Genomic DNA, 14,723 nt, shown 5'->3' with positions numbered 1-14,723 from the left:
TGACGCATGGACATTTTTTCGCAATGGATGATTTTGCACGCGAAAGGACCGGTGAGACGGACATGAAGCTGACGCGGCCATGGATGATGGCGGGCCTGATCCTGCTGGCGCCGACGTCTATGTCGGACGCCCAGGCGCAATTGCTGCCCGGTGGTGGTGGCCTCGGCGCGGTTGGTCAGGACGCGGTCGGTCAGGTCGTGCCCGATACGCTTGGCGGGCTTAGAGACCGGGTCGGCTCGGCGCTCGACGCGACCGGACTGGACCGGCTCGATCCGGGGCGGCTTGCCGATCGGCTGGCGAGCGCCCGCGCCGCGCGGGTACGCGACCTGCTGCGCCGGCATGGCGACCGGATCGAACTGGACGACCGACGCGAACCGGCACGGCGCGGCGTCATCCTGCTGACCGGCGCAGACGAAGGCGCGCTCGCCGCCCTGCGCGCGGCCGGCTATGGCGTGGACGGTGAGAGGGTGGAGGGCATAGACCTGCCCATCGCCCGCCTGACCCTGCCCAAGGGCAAAAGCCTGACCCGCGCCCTGCGCGAAGTGCGCAAGATCGCACCGCAAGCGCAGGCAAGCGCGGACAATCTCTATTTCCCCAGCGGCCCGGCGCTGGCGCTCGCGAACGCCGCCCTTGCCGGTGGCGGCAGGGTGGACGGGCGCGTCGCCGGCCTGATCGACGGCGGGGTCGGCCGCCACCCCTCGCTCGGGTCGGCCATCGAACAGCGCGGCTTCGCGCAGGGCGCGCCGCGCGCCAGCCCGCATGGCACCGCCGTCGCTTCGCTCATCAGCGGCGAAGGTCTGGTACGGGGTGCAGCGCCGGGCACCCCCTTGCTGGTGGCCGACGTCTATGGCGACGATCCGGCCGGCGGCGGCGCCTTCGCCATCGTCCGCGCGCTCGGCTGGATGGCGGCGCGCGGCGTGCGCGTGGTGACGGTCAGCCTGGTCGGGCCGGCCAATCCCCTGCTCGACGGTGCGATCCGACAGGCACGGGACCGGGGCGTGACGGTGGTGGCGGCGGTCGGCAATGACGGCCCGGCTGCCCCGCCTGCCTATCCCGCCTCCTATCCCGGCGTGGTCGCCGTCACCGGCATAGATGGGCGCGGTCGGTCTTTGCCCGAAGCCGGCCGCGCGCTCCATGTCGATTTCGCTGCCCCCGGCGCGGACATGCAGGCGGCCGATATGCAAGGTGGCAAGGCGGCGGTGCGCGGCACCAGCTTCGCCGCACCGCTGGTCGCCGGCCGGCTGCTCGCGCGCGGCACGCTGGCCGCCCTGCGCGCCGAAGCCGACCCGGCCCGCAAGGGGCAGGCGCCCGTCATCTGCGAAAATTGCAGAAATAACGATTGAATTTCAGCTGCTTGAAAGTTTTTCATGAACGGCGGGATTAAAGCGACCACGCCTCCCGTTCTCCTTTCATCACGATGATATCGATGAAGGAGACATGAGATGAAAGCCCGGTATCTGAAAGCTCATTATCTGATCGCCGCAGCCAGCCTCGCCGCCCTGACGGTGGCCCCCGCATCGGCCCAGTTGCTCGGCGGTGGCGGTTTGGGCGGTTCGCTGGGCGGAGCGCTGGGCGGTGGCGGAAGCGGCGGTCTTGGAGGTTCGCTCGGCGGCACGCTTGGCGGTGGTGGCAGCCTGGATCGCAGCATCGACCTCGACAATGGTCGCGTCGGCGCCAGCGGATCGAGCCGCAGCCGGGCCGATGGGTCCGCCAGCGGGTCCGCCACCCGCAAGGGCAAGAGCCGCAGCGCCAGCGCTTCGGGCTCGGCGGCCGGTTCGGCCAGTGGCAGCCTGGCGGTTGATACGCTCGGCACCAATGATGCGCGAAGCGCCGTGGGTTCGGTGCGGGATCGCGCCACCGATACGGCCGGCACCGTCCGTGACCGGGCGACCGGCACTGCCGGCGCCGCGCACGATCGTGCGACCGACACGCTCGCCAGCGCGCGCGACCGGGCCGGCACGACGGTCGGCAACGCCCGCGATCGCGCCTCCGCCGTAAAGGACCGCGCCAATTCGGCCGCCAGCAATGCGGCAGGGCAAGCGACGGGTGCCGTCGACAATGCGGCCTCTGTCGATGCCAGCGGATCGCTGTCGGGTCGAGTGAGCGGTCAGGGCTCTTCGACCGGCGGCACCAGCGGCAACGATACCCCCGATCAGGCGGACTGATTGACCCCGCCGGGGCATGCGGACAAGCGGAACCGTTCTACACCGCCTGTCCAAAGCCCCTCCGCCTGATGAATGGGCCGGCAGCCTTTCAGGCCGCCGGCCCATTCCCCCCTTTCGCAGATCAGCGCACGTTCAGGCCCAGTTCGCCGAGCAACTGCCCGGCCTGTTCGCGCGATATCGTCGCGCCCCGGAACAGCCCGGCATTGACCAGCCGCAACCCGCTGATATCGGCCCCGCGCAGGTCCGCCCCGTCGAACCGGCATCCGTCCAGCGCTGCGTCGCGCAGGCTGCATCCGTCGAACAAAGTGCCGCGAAAATCGCATTTGGCCAGGTCCGCCTGGCTGAAATCCACCGCCGTGACCACCTGCTTGCGGAAGGAAAAGCCCGGCAGCCGCGCGTTGACGAGCAGCGTCTCCTTGAACTCCATGTCCAGCGCACTGGCATCGGTCAGGTCGGCGCCGGTCAGCTTGCACCGTTCGAATTTCGCGCCGAACAGCTTGGCTCGCCGAAACGCGCCATTGTTGAAGTCGCAGGCGGTGAGTGCCGCCTCCCGCAGATCCGCGCCGGTAAAGGTCGCAAACCCACCCCGGCAGGACAGCCAGCGCGATCCGTCCAGCTTCGCGCCGGTCAGGTCGGTGCGGCGCAATTGGCACCGCTCGAAGGTCCAGCGCGACAGGTCCAGTCCCGACAGGTCGGCCTCATCCAGGTCGCAATCGACCAGATGATGGGGCAATCCCTTCGCCAGCGGTGCGATATCGTTGCGGCCCAGCGTCCGTTCGCTGATGGTGCGGTCGGCAAAAAGATCATCCATGCCCTTGCCTTAGCGGCAGCTGCGCCAACGGAAAAGGCCGGCGATCCTTCCGGACGCCGGCCTTTCCACCCCCCTGGGCAATGCGTGTCGGATCAGGCGACCTTGGCCTGCTCCTCCAGGATTTCGTCCGGATCGCGCAGCACATAACCGCGGCCCCAGACCGTCTCGATATAATTGTCGCCGCTGCATGCCAGCGCCAGCTTCTTGCGCAGCTTGCAGATGAACACGTCGATGATCTTGAGTTCCGGTTCGTCCATCCCGCCATAAAGATGGTTCAGGAACATTTCCTTGGTCAGCGTCGTGCCCTTGCGCAGCGAGAGCAGTTCCAGCATCGCATATTCCTTGCCGGTCAGGTGGACGCGGTTGCCGTCCACTTCCACCGTCTTGGCGTCCAGGTTCACCGACAGCTTGCCGGTGCGGATGACCGACTGGCTATGCCCCTTGGACCGGCGAACGACCGCATGGATGCGGGCGATCAGCTCTTCGCGATGGAAGGGTTTGGTCACATAATCGTCCGCGCCGAAACCGAAGGACCGGACCTTGCTGTCCATTTCCGAAATGCCCGACAGGATCAGCACCGGCGTCTGCACCTTGGCCGCGCGCAGCTTCTTGAGCACGTCATAGCCGTGCATGTCCGGCAGGTTCAGGTCCAGGCAGATGATGTCATAATCATACAGCTTGCCCAGATCGAGGCCTTCCTCGCCCAGGTCGGTCGTATAGACATTAAACCCCTCGGTCGTGAGCATCAGCTCGATCGCCTTGGCGGTGGTAGGTTCGTCCTCGATCAGCAGCACGCGCATGTGAAGCCCCTTAGTCAGTAGCAGTCCCGTTCACCCCACCAGAACGGCTTCTGCTCCAATTCATTAACCAAAAAACTTCTGAAGGACAAAGGTTAATTTTTCGCTAACCGGCAGGAATCCACGAGTCGCGCCAATTCGAATCTGTTTACAAAGGGTTGAGACCGTAACGGCCCACCCGGAGTCAAGATGGATTCACCTGCGAAACGAGGTCTTTTACCCTCGTGCGCAGCGCAATCATGGCGCGATCATGCTGAAGAAAATCTTACGCCGCCCCTGATCCAGGTTAACAGCCATGATGCTTCGTCAGGAAGTCGAGCAGCGCATCGACACGCGCCGGGCGCAGCCGCGAGGGCGGCGTCACCAGATGCAGGCCGAAGGGTGGCGGGCGCCAGTCGGTGAGGATTTCCTCCACCTCCCCCTTTGCCAGTGCGTCGCCGATGATGAAGTCGGGCAGGCGCGCCACGCCCACCCCCATGCGCAGCGCGGGCAGCATCGCCTCCCCGCTGTTCACCGTGATGCGGCCGCGCACCTGCACCACCACATTCTGCTGCCCGGGACCTGCAAAGCGCCACACGTCCGGCGCAGTCGCGTTCGAATAGCAAAGGCAGTCGTGACTCCCCAGGTCGGACGGATGCTGCGGCCGCCCACGCTCGTCCAGATAGGCGGGCGAAGCGATGACGTGCATCGTCACATCCGCCAGCCGCCGCGCGCGCAGGCTGCTGTCGGGCATGTCGGCGATGCGGATCGTGGCATCCAGCCCCATTTCGACGATGTCGATCTTCGCGTCGGACAGATGCAGGTCGACATCGACCAGCGGATGTTCCTTGGTGAATTTCGCGATCAACGGCGCGATCCGCAGCAGGCCGAACGTCATCGGCGCCCCCAGCCGCACCGTGCCGGACAGGTCTGCCGTCTCGTCGCGCGCCGCCTCTTCCGCCGCCTGCCCCTCGGCCAATATGCGATGGGCATGATCGGCCAGCCGCTTGCCGCTTTCGGTCAACGCCAGGCGACGGCTGGTGCGGTTGAATAGGCTGGTGTCCAGATGCTCCTCCAGCCGCGTCACCGCCTTGGACACGGTCGCCTTCGACACGCTCAGCGCCTTGGCCGCGTCAGTGAAGCTGCGATGTTCCACCACGGCGGCGAACATCGCCCAGGCCTCGAAATCAGGTAGTCGCATCGGGAAACAATCCGTTTCAAAGCTGCCGGTTTAAGAAACGACCCTGATGGCTAGATTGGCGGAAAGCAAGCGGAAGCATCCGCCTTCCGCAACGAAAGGTAACGCCACATGAGCATCACGACAGCGAGCCGCATCGAGCGCCGCCCGTTCGCGTCGCTTGGCCATGCCGACCATGGCTGGCTGAACGCGCGCCACCATTTTTCCTTCGCCGATTATCATGATGAGGACCGCGTCCACTGGGGTGCGATCCGAGTGTGGAATGACGATGAGATCGGCCCGCGTTCGGGCTTTCCGCCGCATCCGCACGCCGACATGGAAATCATCACCTATGTCCGCACCGGCGCGATCACGCACAAGGACAGCCTGGGCAATCAGGGCCGGACGCAAGCGGGCGATGTTCAGGTGATGTCGGCCGGCACCGGCATCCGCCACGCCGAATATAATCTGGAGGATGAAACCACCACCCTGTTCCAGATCTGGGTCATCCCGCGCACGCGGGGCGGCCAGCCTTGCTGGGGCGCAAAGCCTTTCCCGAAGGACGACCGCTCCGGCACGCTCCGGGTGCTGGCCAGCGGCTATGACGAAGACCGCGAAGCGCTGCGCATCCGCGCCGACGCCCGCCTGCTGGGCGGCACGATAAAGGCGGGTGAAAGCGTGACTTACGCGACGCAGGAAGGCCGCCACCTCTATCTGGTCCCGGCGACGGGCCGGATCGAGATTGACGGCCAGCCTTTCGAGGCGCGCGATGGTGCGGCGATCATCAGCGGCGCCCCCATCATGATTACCGCGCAGGAGGATGCCGAAATCGTCCTGGTGGACAGTATCTGACCCCTTTGGCCCGTCCATCCCCTCCCCTCGGACGGGCCGGGCCGCTCGCGCAATACCCCTCCCTTGGCGCGGGCGGCCAATCCTTTCATTCCCTTTCAGCTAAGGAGACGCATCATGGCTAAGGTTCTGGTTCTCTATTATTCTTCCTACGGGCATATCGAAACCATGGCGAAGGCCGTGGCCGAAGGCGCCGCTGCCGCTGGCGCGACCGTCGATATTCGTCGCGTGCCCGAAACCGCCCCGCTGGAAGTCGCGCAGAACGCGCATTTCAAGCTGGATCAGGATGCACCCGTCGCCACCGTCGCGGAACTGGCCGACTATGACGCGATCGTCGTGGGCACCGGCACGCGCTTTGGCCGCATGTCCAGCCAGATGGCCGCCTTCCTCGACCAGGCCGGCGGCCTGTGGGCGCGCGGCGCGCTGAATGGCAAGGTCGGCGGCGCCTTCACCTCGACCGCGTCGCAGCATGGCGGCCAGGAAGTCACCCTCTTCTCGATCATCACCAACCTGCTGCATTTCGGCATGACCATCGTCGGCCTCGACTATGGGTTCCAGGGCCAGATGGGCGTGGACAAGGTGCGCGGCGGGTCGCCCTATGGCGCGACCACGCTGGCCGACAGCGACGGAAGCCGCCAGCCCAGCGAAGAGGAACTTGACGGCGCCCGCTATCAGGGCCGCCGCATCGCCGAAACCGCGATCAAGCTGCACGGCTGATGGGCGCGCACGCCGTCTAGGGCGTGCGACCTGCACATGGTCGTAAGGGGCTGGCGCATCGGGACTATGCGCCAGCCCCTTTTTTACGTGCAGGGGTGGCGGAATGGATGGAGGGGCGGACTGCTCCTACCCTTCGTCGCCCCGGGTCAGGCCCTGGATGACGATATCACTAACGGCCGCATCCGATGGTCATTCCAACAGCCTTCCAAAATAGGATTTCGCCTGATTTACTCACCCGTCATGGATCAGGCCGCTCCCCCCTCAAGCCCCCGTCTCGCCGTCGCCGCCTTGGCGTCGCCCACCGGTCGCGGCCCGGTCGCCTGCATGGCGCGTGGGTGTCGCGCGCCTGTCGCTTCTATGTCGCCCGTTCGTCGCGTCCCTGTCGCGCAGGTGGCGCGTCGGGGACGCTTCGCGAGCGCCTTGCGAGCGCTTGCCGCCAAAATATCCCTGCAACGGTGTGAACTTCGCCCGTCGCGTCCCCACGGCATCACTGTCGCGTGAAGAATCATGCCGGCATCGGCGACAGCGGGTCGCGCAGCGGTGACATGGCTGGCCTCGGCGCGTTGCGGCCTGTGCATTGACGCTTAACGAGGCGCGAACCTTGTTCATTGAGGGCATGGAAGGCCCCACCACGGATAAGAACGGCGGGGACGGGAGAAAATTTAATGATCGGCGCGATCGGGAACGGCCTCGGCAATGCCTGGGGACAGATAAAAAAGGCGACGGAAACGACCGTCGGCACCGTGGCGGCTCCGGCTGCCGCTGCGGCCGTTACGTCCACACAGAACAGCACGCCGACCCCGGCCCCCGGCGCGACGGAGCCTGCACCGTCAACAACTGGCCCGGCCACGACTGAACCGGCCACGACCAGTCCCGCGATCATCACGGCGCCCACGACGAGCGAACCCCTCACTTACGCAGCGCCGTCCACTGGCCCGCGTCAGGTCACGGCCGGCACGGCCTCGGAAACGCCCGTCCGCACGACGCTCGGCGATCGTCTCGCCGAATCCAACTATTATGCCTCCCCCCAGGCCTCTGCCGTCGCCGATCCGACCGCTTCCGCCCAGCGAGAAAAGGATGGCGCGGCGTTGACGCAGGCGCAGATCATCGCGCAGGCCGCCTACAGCATCGTCGCCCGCGCCGGGGTGGACGATCGCATGTCGCTGATCCGGGACAGCTAAAGCAGGATGAGGGTTGCGACGCGCGACTGGCGGATCAGGGCGTGGAGGCCGAAAGGCAGCGCCAGCGCGAGTGCGAGCAGCCAGGGCCTGGCCAGATAGGGCGATCCATAATGGATCAGCGCGACATGCAGGTACATGATGACCAGCGACGCCCGCCCCAGCGCCGCGACCGGCGCGGCAAAGGGCGCGATCCGGGCCGACAGGCGGAACAACAGCAGGCAGGTCCCCACCGCCGACCCGATCGACAGCAGCGGCCAGCCATAGTCCGCGACCTTCATGTTCAGAGTCGGCGCGATCCCCGCCAGCCCGATGAAGGCCAGCAGGGCGAGCGGAAGGATCATCGTGTTGGACCAGCGGACCCGCGGCCAGAGCGCCCCCGCCCACAGCAGGACGAACGCCATCGGCACGCTCAGCAACCCCAGCGGCGACGCCTCCGTGATGTGCCCCACTGCATAGGCAAGGATGATCGTCGGCAGCAGGACGAAAGCCCAACGCCGGTCCAGCACGTCGGGCCAGCGCAGCAGCACGGCGTTGAACAGCAGCCGCGCGATGAGAAGGCAGGGGACGAACCAGAAAATGGTATAAGGCCCCCGCAGCCAAAAGCCGCCCAGCAGGATCGGCACGATATCTTCGGGCCATTGGTGGAATATGGGCCGCCCGCCCTTCAATGGCTCGACGATCTGGTCGATCAGGATCAGCAGCGTCAGGAACGCGGCATAGGGCCGCATCTGCCCGAATATCTGCCGCCGGGTAAAGGAGCCCATGGGATGGGGCCGGGACAACATGCCAGACAGCAGGAAGAAGAGCGGCATATGGAAACTATACATGGCGTCGCGCCCCCCCCCCCGCGTCCACACATGGCCGATCACCACGGCAATGATGCCGATCCCGCGCGCCACGTCGACCCAGTCGAGCCGAAATTGCGCCTTGCTTGCGTCATGCCCCCTGTTGTCCATCGTCCCCACCGCCTATAGGAAGCCGCGCGCGCGTCAATTGACCCACTCTTTTTTACTCCGATCGGATACCCCTCTTGTCCCTGTTCGACGACAAAGTCCTGTTCATTGATGGCGAGGCGCTGATCCTCGACAAGTCGGCCGGCCTGCCGGTCGATGCACCGCGCGACGGATCGCTGGCGCTCGAAAATCACCTCGCCTCGCTGACTTTCGGCTTTCAGCGCTGGCCGCTGCCCGTCCATCGTCTGGACCGCGACACCAGCGGTTGCCTGCTGCTCGCGCGCAATCCCAAGGCACACAAGCGCTTCGCCGCCGCCTTCGAGGCGGGCACGGTAGAGAAGCGCTATGTCGCCGTGGTCGATGGCGTACCCGCGGAAGACAGCGGCACGATCGAGCTGGCGCTCAAGAAGATCAGCAGCGAAGCGCAGGGCTGGCGCATGATCCCGGCCAAGGCCGGCAAGAACGCCATCACCCACTGGCGCAAGATCGCGGAAAAGGATGGCCGCGCGCTGATCGCCTTCACGCCGCAGACCGGCCGCACCCACCAGATCCGCGTACACACCCTACACGGCCTGGGCTTCGGCATCGTCGGCGATCCGGTCTATGGCAATGGCGAGGGCAAGATGCTGCTGCATAGCCGCTTCCTGAGCATAGCGCGCGGCGACAAGCCTGCCGCCGCCGCCACCGCGCCCCTGCCCGACACTTTTGCAGCGGCCGGCTTCGGCCCGGACCTGCTGGACGATGCCGGGATTTGATATTCCCGATGACGCGCTGGAGGAGCGCTTCATCACCGGCGGCGGTCCGGGCGGCCAGAATGTCAACAAGGTGGCAACGACGGTCCAGTTGCGCGTCGACCTCTTCAAACTGGGCCTGCCGCACTACGCCTATCGCAAGATCAAGGAACTGGCCGGCTCGCGGCTGACATCAGCGAACGAGATCGTCATCCAGGCCTCCCGCTTCCGCACGCAGGAAGCGAACCGGCAGGATGCGCGCGAACGGCTGAGCGAGATGATCGCCAAAGCGCACATCCGCGACGCCCGCCGGATCGCGACGAAGCCGGGCAAGGCCGCCAAGGCCCGCCGCGTCGATGAAAAGAAAGCACGCAGTTCGGTGAAGCAAGGGCGCGGCAGGGTACAGATGGAATAGCATTATGAAGGGGGACGGCGGTAACGGTATGCAAGACGGAATGACGCGTGAGGCGCGACTAATCTTTCATGCCATGGCCCTCCTGATACTTGTGGCATGGATTGGTGTCTTTATCGGCCCGACCGAAGACAAAAGGCGCTTCACTGCCTTACTCTTCGTTCAACAAGATGCGCTACTAGCAATGGCGATCGCCCTTGTCGCCCGCTTCGGGCTAGTTACATGCTCCACGTCGCCACGCTGGCTGGCCCAGATGGCGCCCCGATGGTGGATGGCGCCGATCCTGCTGCTGCTGCTCTGCTGGGGCGGCCACCATCTGGTGTTTCAGGCCCATCCGCTTATCCGTGACGAACAGATGGCCCTGTTCGACGCATTTATTTATGGCCATGGCCGGATCGGTTGGCCGATAGCGCCTGCTTGGCGCGACTACGCTATGGCACTGAACCAGCAATTCATTCTACCCGTCGCAAATCATCAAGCATGGCAGTCAGACTATCTGCCTGGCAATGCGGTCATCCGTATGGCCGTTGGAATGCTGGTCGATCCGGGCTGGACCAATCCCTTGCTGACGGCGATCGGCGCAGTTGCGCTATGGCGCATCGCTGGACGAATATGGCCAAATGATGCCAGCGTTCAGCTGACAGTTTTATTACTCTATTGCGGATCTTCGCAAGTCGTCATCATGGGGATGAGCGGCTATGCCATGCCTGGCTATCTGGCGCTCAACCTCTTGTGGTTAGCGCTTTTCTTGCGAGGTGGAATTTTCGGCCATGCCGTTGCTTTATTGATCGGCCTTGTCGCCACAGGTTGGCATCAGCCCATTTTCCACCCCTTGTTCGTCTTGCCTTTTCTGGCGATGCTAGGGTGTCAAAGACGCTGGAGGTTGCTGGCGATCTATGTCCTGACCTATGCCATCATTAGTATAGGCTGGCTGGCGTGGCCGCATCTTATCTCGGCTTCCATGGGTGGGGCACCCGCATACAACGACATGGTCGGTTATGGTGGCCGCATCTTTTTGCTGCTGTCGAATTTGAGCTTGGTCAATCTATGGCTGATGGCGATGAATCTGCTACGGTTTATCACATGGCAGCACCTCCTGCTGTTGCCGCTGTTACTTTCCGGCATGTGGTCGGCCCGCCGCGATCCGCTAGTCCTAGCCCTGACGGCTGGACTGATCCTGCCGATCTTGGCATCGACGATCCTGCTCGCTTATCAAGGCCATGGCTGGGGCTATCGTTATCTTCACGGCGTAATAGGCAATGCCTGTTTGCTAGGAGGCTACGGCTGGGCCGCCTTGCTGCGACGTGAGGCCCTACCCCGTTTTTCAACGGCGTTGCATATTCTCAGCCTGCTACTGATACTACCGCTCCATGCAGTGACGGCTGCCAAGATTGCAGCCCCTTATGCCAGCGCATTCCGCAGCATATCGGCCATGGACGCAGACATTGCGATCATAGACGATCTTTCAATCCCTTTTGGCGGAGATCTGATCATGAATCGCCCCGATCTCAAAAATCGTCCCGTCCGACTAATGGCCAGCATGCTGCAACCCAAGGAGGTGATCAGTCTTTGTCGCCGAAAGAAAGTCGCCTTCGTCGGGCAGGTTGAACTGGCTCCCTTGCAAAGGGCTTTCCTCATAAAACAGAATAGTACGCCGCAATTTATGCTACTGCGCAACGCCTGCAACGGGGTCAGCCGCGCAAAACCGGTCGCTTCGGAACGAATACCGTGACACTCATCAGGACATAGCTGAAGGTAGCAGTGAAGACGATATTGACAGGATAGGCCTGCCAAGGTGGAAGACCCACCAGATCGATCAAAGCTGCCAGCGTCGCGGTACCGTAGAGCAACTGCAACAAATATACGCCGACATAGCGAAGCACCTGACCCTGCCAAGCTGCCCGGTCGTCAAAGGTCACGTAGCGATGCGCGATAAAACCAACCACGACGCCAACAGCCCAGGCAGACAGGCTTGCCACCAAATAATGGGCACCCATAGCAATGCACGCCAGAAACAAGAGATAGGTGAGCAACGTCACGCCACCACCCACCGCGCCGAACCGGACGAATCTTAATAGCTGCGCTCGCATCATAGGCCGCCCTGCCAACGCGCCTGCAAGCGTGGAAGCACCCGATCCATGATGCGGGAGTCGCGTAAGTAGCGATACAAACCCCATGGCCCAAGGCACACCATTTCCCTTAATACCAAAAGCAGCACCACCTTGCGCCCGTGCAACGCCTCTGCAAGAAGTCCGTTGATGCGCGCCGATGCACCAGCAATGCGACGCACAGCATGAGCGCGTGGTCCAGACACCATGCCGGAATAACGGGCGACAACAATTTCCATTTGCGACAGAAACTCCGCCGGCATCCGGCTTCCCAGTACTGTCTGCGAGCCGCCATGGACGCGAAATGCAACGGTCGGTTCCGTAATATAGTGCACGCACCCCCGCAAAGCAGCTTTAATGTAAAGATCCCAGTCGGGCGTGTACCAAAGGCTTTCGTCTAGACCACCCACCTGCAACCATAGATCACGGCGCAGCACGGCCGATGGCAGAGCCACGAAATTCTGGATCAAAAGCCGCTCCAACACCGCCACGCCATTCCAAGTGGCATATGCGCCGAGCGGACAGCGCCAGCGACCTAGAGTACGACCTTGATCGTCGATAATATCGGCCGCCGTCAGCAGCAGCGCGATAACCGGTTCAGCATCCAATGCCCCTAATATCGCTTCTAGTCGCCCTGGGAGCCACAGGTCGTCCTGATGCAGCATCGCGACATGCGGAGCTCGCGCCATAGACACTGCGCGATTGGTCTTGGCGGTCCAAGACGTGATGTGCGGCAAATGTTCATATCGCAGAGTTAAGCGCGCGGCGTGATGTTCGATAATCGCACGGCACCGCGGTTCTAGACTGGAATCGAGCGCGATGACCTCCAGCAGGCCCTCGGGATCGTCTGGCAAGCTGGCAAGGGCCGCATCGAGATAGGCCTCACCCTCATGTAGAGGCATCACAACTGAAAGGCGCGGCGTGTTCATCAGCGCATAGGTTGCGAAGGCAGGGCTGAAGACCGATAGAATCGGGATTCATTACCGCCCAAAATCGCCATTAGGAATCCGCCCATGACGGTTTGCATCCCGATGGTAACCAAAGTGGTGCCCATCACCGCCGGAAGAATATTGTAAGTCGCGCTGAAATCGCGCTCTGTCCATTTCCAAAAGACGCCTGCCAGTAGCGCAATGCCGGTTCCGCCCAGCGCCAAGCCGGACAAAAGCATCGCTTCAAGCGAGAGACGGTCACCCCATCGAATTTCCCAAGGCCACGCAGCGCGATACCCGGAGCGCAGGCCATAAAGCTTCCCCGCGAAAGCGAGCATACTGCACAGATGACCACCTGACACCAACGCAGCCGATAGTACGACCCAATAGTTGCCGACGGCTGGAAAACTTCCAGGCATCAGCGCCTGCATCAGTGCCATGCCGAAGATAGCCATGCCGACCGCCAGCGCAGCCATGCCTGGTACGCCGAAAACCCAGGTCGGGCTGAGCATCAAAAGATAACGAAGATGCCGCCACCCGTCGCGCCAAGGTCGCAGATGGGGTGCGCGGTCGCGCAGGTCCACCGACAGGGTCGCAGGCACTTCGGCTAGGCGAAAACGGCGCAGGCTTGCCTTGATCACCATTTCGCTGGCGAATTCCATACCCCTGCCCGACAGGCCCAGCGAAGCGAAGCAATCACGCGTAATGGCACGGAGACCGCAATGGGCGTCGCTGATACCGGAACGGAAGAAAAGGTTGAGGATGCCGGTCAACACCGGATTACCAATATAGCGGTTTTTCCAGGGCATGGCCCCTGGTGCGATACCCCCCTTAAACCGCGATCCCATGCACAGGTCCGCGCCAGTCAGCAATTCACCGATCATTGTAACGCCATCAGTAAAGTCGTAACTGCCGTCTGCGTCTCCCATGAGCAGATAGCGGCCATAGCTCCCTTCGCACCCCCCTATCAGCGCCGCGCCATATCCGCGTTGCACCACCGGCACGACTCGCGCGCCCATATCTGCCGCCAGTTGCTGGCTGCCATCGGTCGATCCATTGTCGGCAATGACGATTTCACCGAAAAGCCCATGCTGCGCCTCAATCAGTTCTAGAGCATGGCGGGCATTAGCAATGCAATGCGGCAGGCTGATCGCCTCATCAAGGCAAGGCATGATGATCGATACATCGACAGCGCGCGCATCCCGGTACAAATTGGTTAAACTGTGCGCTGCGTTTACGAACATCGTAACCCTCGAATATTCAACCCCTTCAACGACAATAGCGAATTTTGGTTAATAGAATCTTGTCATACTGGTCCTGCCGGTCATCCCGACCTATATGCGCGGCCATGTATGATTTTGCATCCACAGCCGGCGACAAGCCCACCCTCTATGCCGATCTGTTGTCGGCCGCCGATGCGCTGACCGCGTCGGAACCGGACCCTGTCGCCAACATGGCCAATGTCGCCGCCCTGCTCTGGCAGTTCCTGCCTGATCTCAACTGGGCCGGCTTCTACCGCATGGTCGAAGATGAACTGGTGCTGGGACCGTTTCAGGGCAAGCCCGCCTGCATCCGCATCCCGGTCGGGCGCGGCGTATGCGGGACGGCGGCAGCGACGCGCGAAACCCAGTTGGTGGAGGATGTTCACGCCTTCCCCGGCCATATCGCCTGCGACGCCGCCAGCGCGTCGGAGATTGTCGTACCCGTCCTGCACGACGGCCGACTGGTCGGCGTGATCGACCTCGACAGCCCCCGTCCTGCCCGGTTCGACTCGGAAGATGCGCGCGGTCTGGAAGCACTTGCCGCGCGCCTTGCAGCACGGATCGGTTAAGCCGTTAACCGTCTTTGACCGCCCCTCCACCGCCAGCTTGCGCTTTTCGCCCCGTTTCGGGACAGGAATTTACGGCAGGAATC

At 63.3% G+C, this 14,723-nt stretch carries 16 protein-coding genes; 9 read left to right on the top strand and 7 right to left on the bottom strand.

From position 1 onward, the window contains the following. The first annotated feature begins 23 nt into the window (after positions 1–23). Positions 24–1,343 (top strand): S8 family serine peptidase, encoded by a 1,320-nt coding sequence (locus tag AC07UX_RS02515; RefSeq protein ID WP_495190440.1) that lies wholly within the window; start codon positions 24–26, stop codon positions 1,341–1,343. A 114-nt stretch (positions 1,344–1,457) separates the two neighbouring features. Continuing rightward, on the top strand, positions 1,458–2,165 hold the full coding sequence (locus AC07UX_RS02510) for a hypothetical protein (protein WP_495191763.1): 708 nt from the start codon (positions 1,458–1,460) through the stop codon (positions 2,163–2,165). A 121-nt stretch (positions 2,166–2,286) separates the two neighbouring features. Here AC07UX_RS02510 and AC07UX_RS02505 read toward each other — a convergent pair whose 3' ends face one another. The 3 genes from AC07UX_RS02505 to AC07UX_RS02495 all read right to left on the bottom strand — a co-directional run bounded on the left by AC07UX_RS02505 (position 2,287) and on the right by AC07UX_RS02495 (position 4,953). Continuing rightward, positions 2,287–2,976, bottom strand: coding sequence for a pentapeptide repeat-containing protein (locus AC07UX_RS02505; RefSeq protein WP_495190439.1), 690 nt, complete (start codon positions 2,974–2,976; stop codon positions 2,287–2,289). Between the two features lie 92 nt (positions 2,977–3,068). After that, complete coding sequence (gene ctrA, locus AC07UX_RS02500) at positions 3,069–3,776, bottom strand: response regulator transcription factor CtrA (RefSeq protein WP_056682290.1); 708 nt, start codon at positions 3,774–3,776, stop codon at positions 3,069–3,071. A 283-nt stretch (positions 3,777–4,059) separates the two neighbouring features. After that, complete coding sequence (locus AC07UX_RS02495; protein ID WP_495190438.1) at positions 4,060–4,953, bottom strand: LysR family transcriptional regulator; 894 nt, start codon at positions 4,951–4,953, stop codon at positions 4,060–4,062. Between the two features lie 108 nt (positions 4,954–5,061). Between AC07UX_RS02495 and AC07UX_RS02490 the strand changes: the two genes are divergently transcribed. The 3 genes from AC07UX_RS02490 (at position 5,062) to AC07UX_RS02480 (ending at position 7,676) form a co-directional block, all read left to right on the top strand. Next, a complete protein-coding gene (locus tag AC07UX_RS02490) occupies positions 5,062–5,781 on the top strand; it encodes a pirin family protein (protein ID WP_495190437.1) in 720 nt (239 codons plus the stop codon). Positions 5,782–5,895: 114 nt separating this feature from the next. Next, a complete protein-coding gene (gene wrbA / locus AC07UX_RS02485; RefSeq protein ID WP_495190436.1) occupies positions 5,896–6,495 on the top strand; it encodes an NAD(P)H:quinone oxidoreductase in 600 nt (199 codons plus the stop codon). A gap of 665 nt (positions 6,496–7,160) precedes the next feature. Further along, positions 7,161–7,676, top strand: a complete 516-nt coding sequence (locus AC07UX_RS02480; protein ID WP_495190435.1) for a hypothetical protein — start codon at positions 7,161–7,163, stop codon at positions 7,674–7,676. On the opposite strand, the gene AC07UX_RS02475 is transcribed toward AC07UX_RS02480, so the two are convergent. After that, a complete protein-coding gene (locus AC07UX_RS02475) occupies positions 7,673–8,632 on the bottom strand; it encodes an acyltransferase family protein (protein WP_495190434.1) in 960 nt (319 codons plus the stop codon). The genes AC07UX_RS02480 and AC07UX_RS02475 overlap by 4 nt on opposite strands. A gap of 74 nt (positions 8,633–8,706) precedes the next feature. Between AC07UX_RS02475 and AC07UX_RS02470 the strand changes: the two genes are divergently transcribed. Genes AC07UX_RS02470 through AC07UX_RS02460 form a run of 3 tightly spaced genes read left to right on the top strand, consistent with a single transcriptional unit; the run spans position 8,707 to position 11,504 of the window. After that, the gene (locus AC07UX_RS02470) at positions 8,707–9,384 is read left to right on the top strand and encodes an RluA family pseudouridine synthase (protein ID WP_495190433.1); all 678 of its coding nucleotides are present in this window, start codon (positions 8,707–8,709) and stop codon (positions 9,382–9,384) included. Continuing rightward, on the top strand, positions 9,371–9,775 hold the full coding sequence (arfB, locus tag AC07UX_RS02465) for an alternative ribosome rescue aminoacyl-tRNA hydrolase ArfB (protein WP_495190432.1): 405 nt from the start codon (positions 9,371–9,373) through the stop codon (positions 9,773–9,775). The genes AC07UX_RS02470 and arfB overlap by 14 nt, the downstream gene beginning before the upstream one ends. 4 nt (positions 9,776–9,779) lie before the next feature. Then, complete coding sequence (locus tag AC07UX_RS02460; RefSeq protein ID WP_495190431.1) at positions 9,780–11,504, top strand: hypothetical protein; 1,725 nt, start codon at positions 9,780–9,782, stop codon at positions 11,502–11,504. Here the strand turns inward: AC07UX_RS02460 and AC07UX_RS02455 are convergent. The 3 genes from AC07UX_RS02455 to AC07UX_RS02445 are packed head-to-tail and all read right to left on the bottom strand — an operon-like array spanning position 11,464 to position 14,053. Then, positions 11,464–11,865, bottom strand: coding sequence for a GtrA family protein (locus AC07UX_RS02455; RefSeq protein WP_495190430.1), 402 nt, complete (start codon positions 11,863–11,865; stop codon positions 11,464–11,466). The genes AC07UX_RS02460 and AC07UX_RS02455 overlap by 41 nt on opposite strands. Then, the gene (locus tag AC07UX_RS02450; protein WP_495190429.1) at positions 11,862–12,809 is read right to left on the bottom strand and encodes a glycosyltransferase; all 948 of its coding nucleotides are present in this window, start codon (positions 12,807–12,809) and stop codon (positions 11,862–11,864) included. The genes AC07UX_RS02455 and AC07UX_RS02450 overlap by 4 nt, the downstream gene beginning before the upstream one ends. After that, complete coding sequence (locus AC07UX_RS02445) at positions 12,809–14,053, bottom strand: glycosyltransferase family 2 protein (RefSeq protein WP_495190428.1); 1,245 nt, start codon at positions 14,051–14,053, stop codon at positions 12,809–12,811. Before AC07UX_RS02445 ends, AC07UX_RS02450 begins: the two co-directional genes overlap by 1 nt. A gap of 104 nt (positions 14,054–14,157) precedes the next feature. Here AC07UX_RS02445 and AC07UX_RS02440 point away from each other — a divergent pair, with 104 nt between their 5' ends. Beyond that, positions 14,158–14,640, top strand: coding sequence for a GAF domain-containing protein (locus AC07UX_RS02440; RefSeq protein ID WP_495190427.1), 483 nt, complete (start codon positions 14,158–14,160; stop codon positions 14,638–14,640). Positions 14,641–14,723: the final 83 nt, after the last annotated feature.

The sequence above is a fragment of the Sphingobium sp. GW821-FHT02B05 genome, from assembly GCF_059421905.1.
This window is presented reverse-complemented; position numbering and strand designations above follow the sequence as displayed.

Coding starts and splice junctions, on each gene's coding strand:
- AC07UX_RS02515 (WP_495190440.1), top strand. CDS start 24: ATGGATGATTTTGCACGCGAAAGGACCGGTGAGACGGACATGAAGCTG.
- AC07UX_RS02505 (WP_495190439.1), bottom strand. CDS start 2,976: ATGGATGATCTTTTTGCCGACCGCACCATCAGCGAACGGACGCTGGGC.
- ctrA (WP_056682290.1), bottom strand. CDS start 3,776: ATGCGCGTGCTGCTGATCGAGGACGAACCTACCACCGCCAAGGCGATC.
- AC07UX_RS02495 (WP_495190438.1), bottom strand. CDS start 4,953: ATGCGACTACCTGATTTCGAGGCCTGGGCGATGTTCGCCGCCGTGGTG.
- AC07UX_RS02490 (WP_495190437.1), top strand. CDS start 5,062: ATGAGCATCACGACAGCGAGCCGCATCGAGCGCCGCCCGTTCGCGTCG.
- wrbA (WP_495190436.1), top strand. CDS start 5,896: ATGGCTAAGGTTCTGGTTCTCTATTATTCTTCCTACGGGCATATCGAA.
- AC07UX_RS02480 (WP_495190435.1), top strand. CDS start 7,161: ATGATCGGCGCGATCGGGAACGGCCTCGGCAATGCCTGGGGACAGATA.
- AC07UX_RS02475 (WP_495190434.1), bottom strand. CDS start 8,632: ATGGACAACAGGGGGCATGACGCAAGCAAGGCGCAATTTCGGCTCGAC.
- arfB (WP_495190432.1), top strand. CDS start 9,371: ATGCCGGGATTTGATATTCCCGATGACGCGCTGGAGGAGCGCTTCATC.
- AC07UX_RS02460 (WP_495190431.1), top strand. CDS start 9,780: ATGAAGGGGGACGGCGGTAACGGTATGCAAGACGGAATGACGCGTGAG.
- AC07UX_RS02455 (WP_495190430.1), bottom strand. CDS start 11,865: ATGATGCGAGCGCAGCTATTAAGATTCGTCCGGTTCGGCGCGGTGGGT.
- AC07UX_RS02450 (WP_495190429.1), bottom strand. CDS start 12,809: ATGAACACGCCGCGCCTTTCAGTTGTGATGCCTCTACATGAGGGTGAG.
- AC07UX_RS02445 (WP_495190428.1), bottom strand. CDS start 14,053: ATGTTCGTAAACGCAGCGCACAGTTTAACCAATTTGTACCGGGATGCG.
- AC07UX_RS02440 (WP_495190427.1), top strand. CDS start 14,158: ATGTATGATTTTGCATCCACAGCCGGCGACAAGCCCACCCTCTATGCC.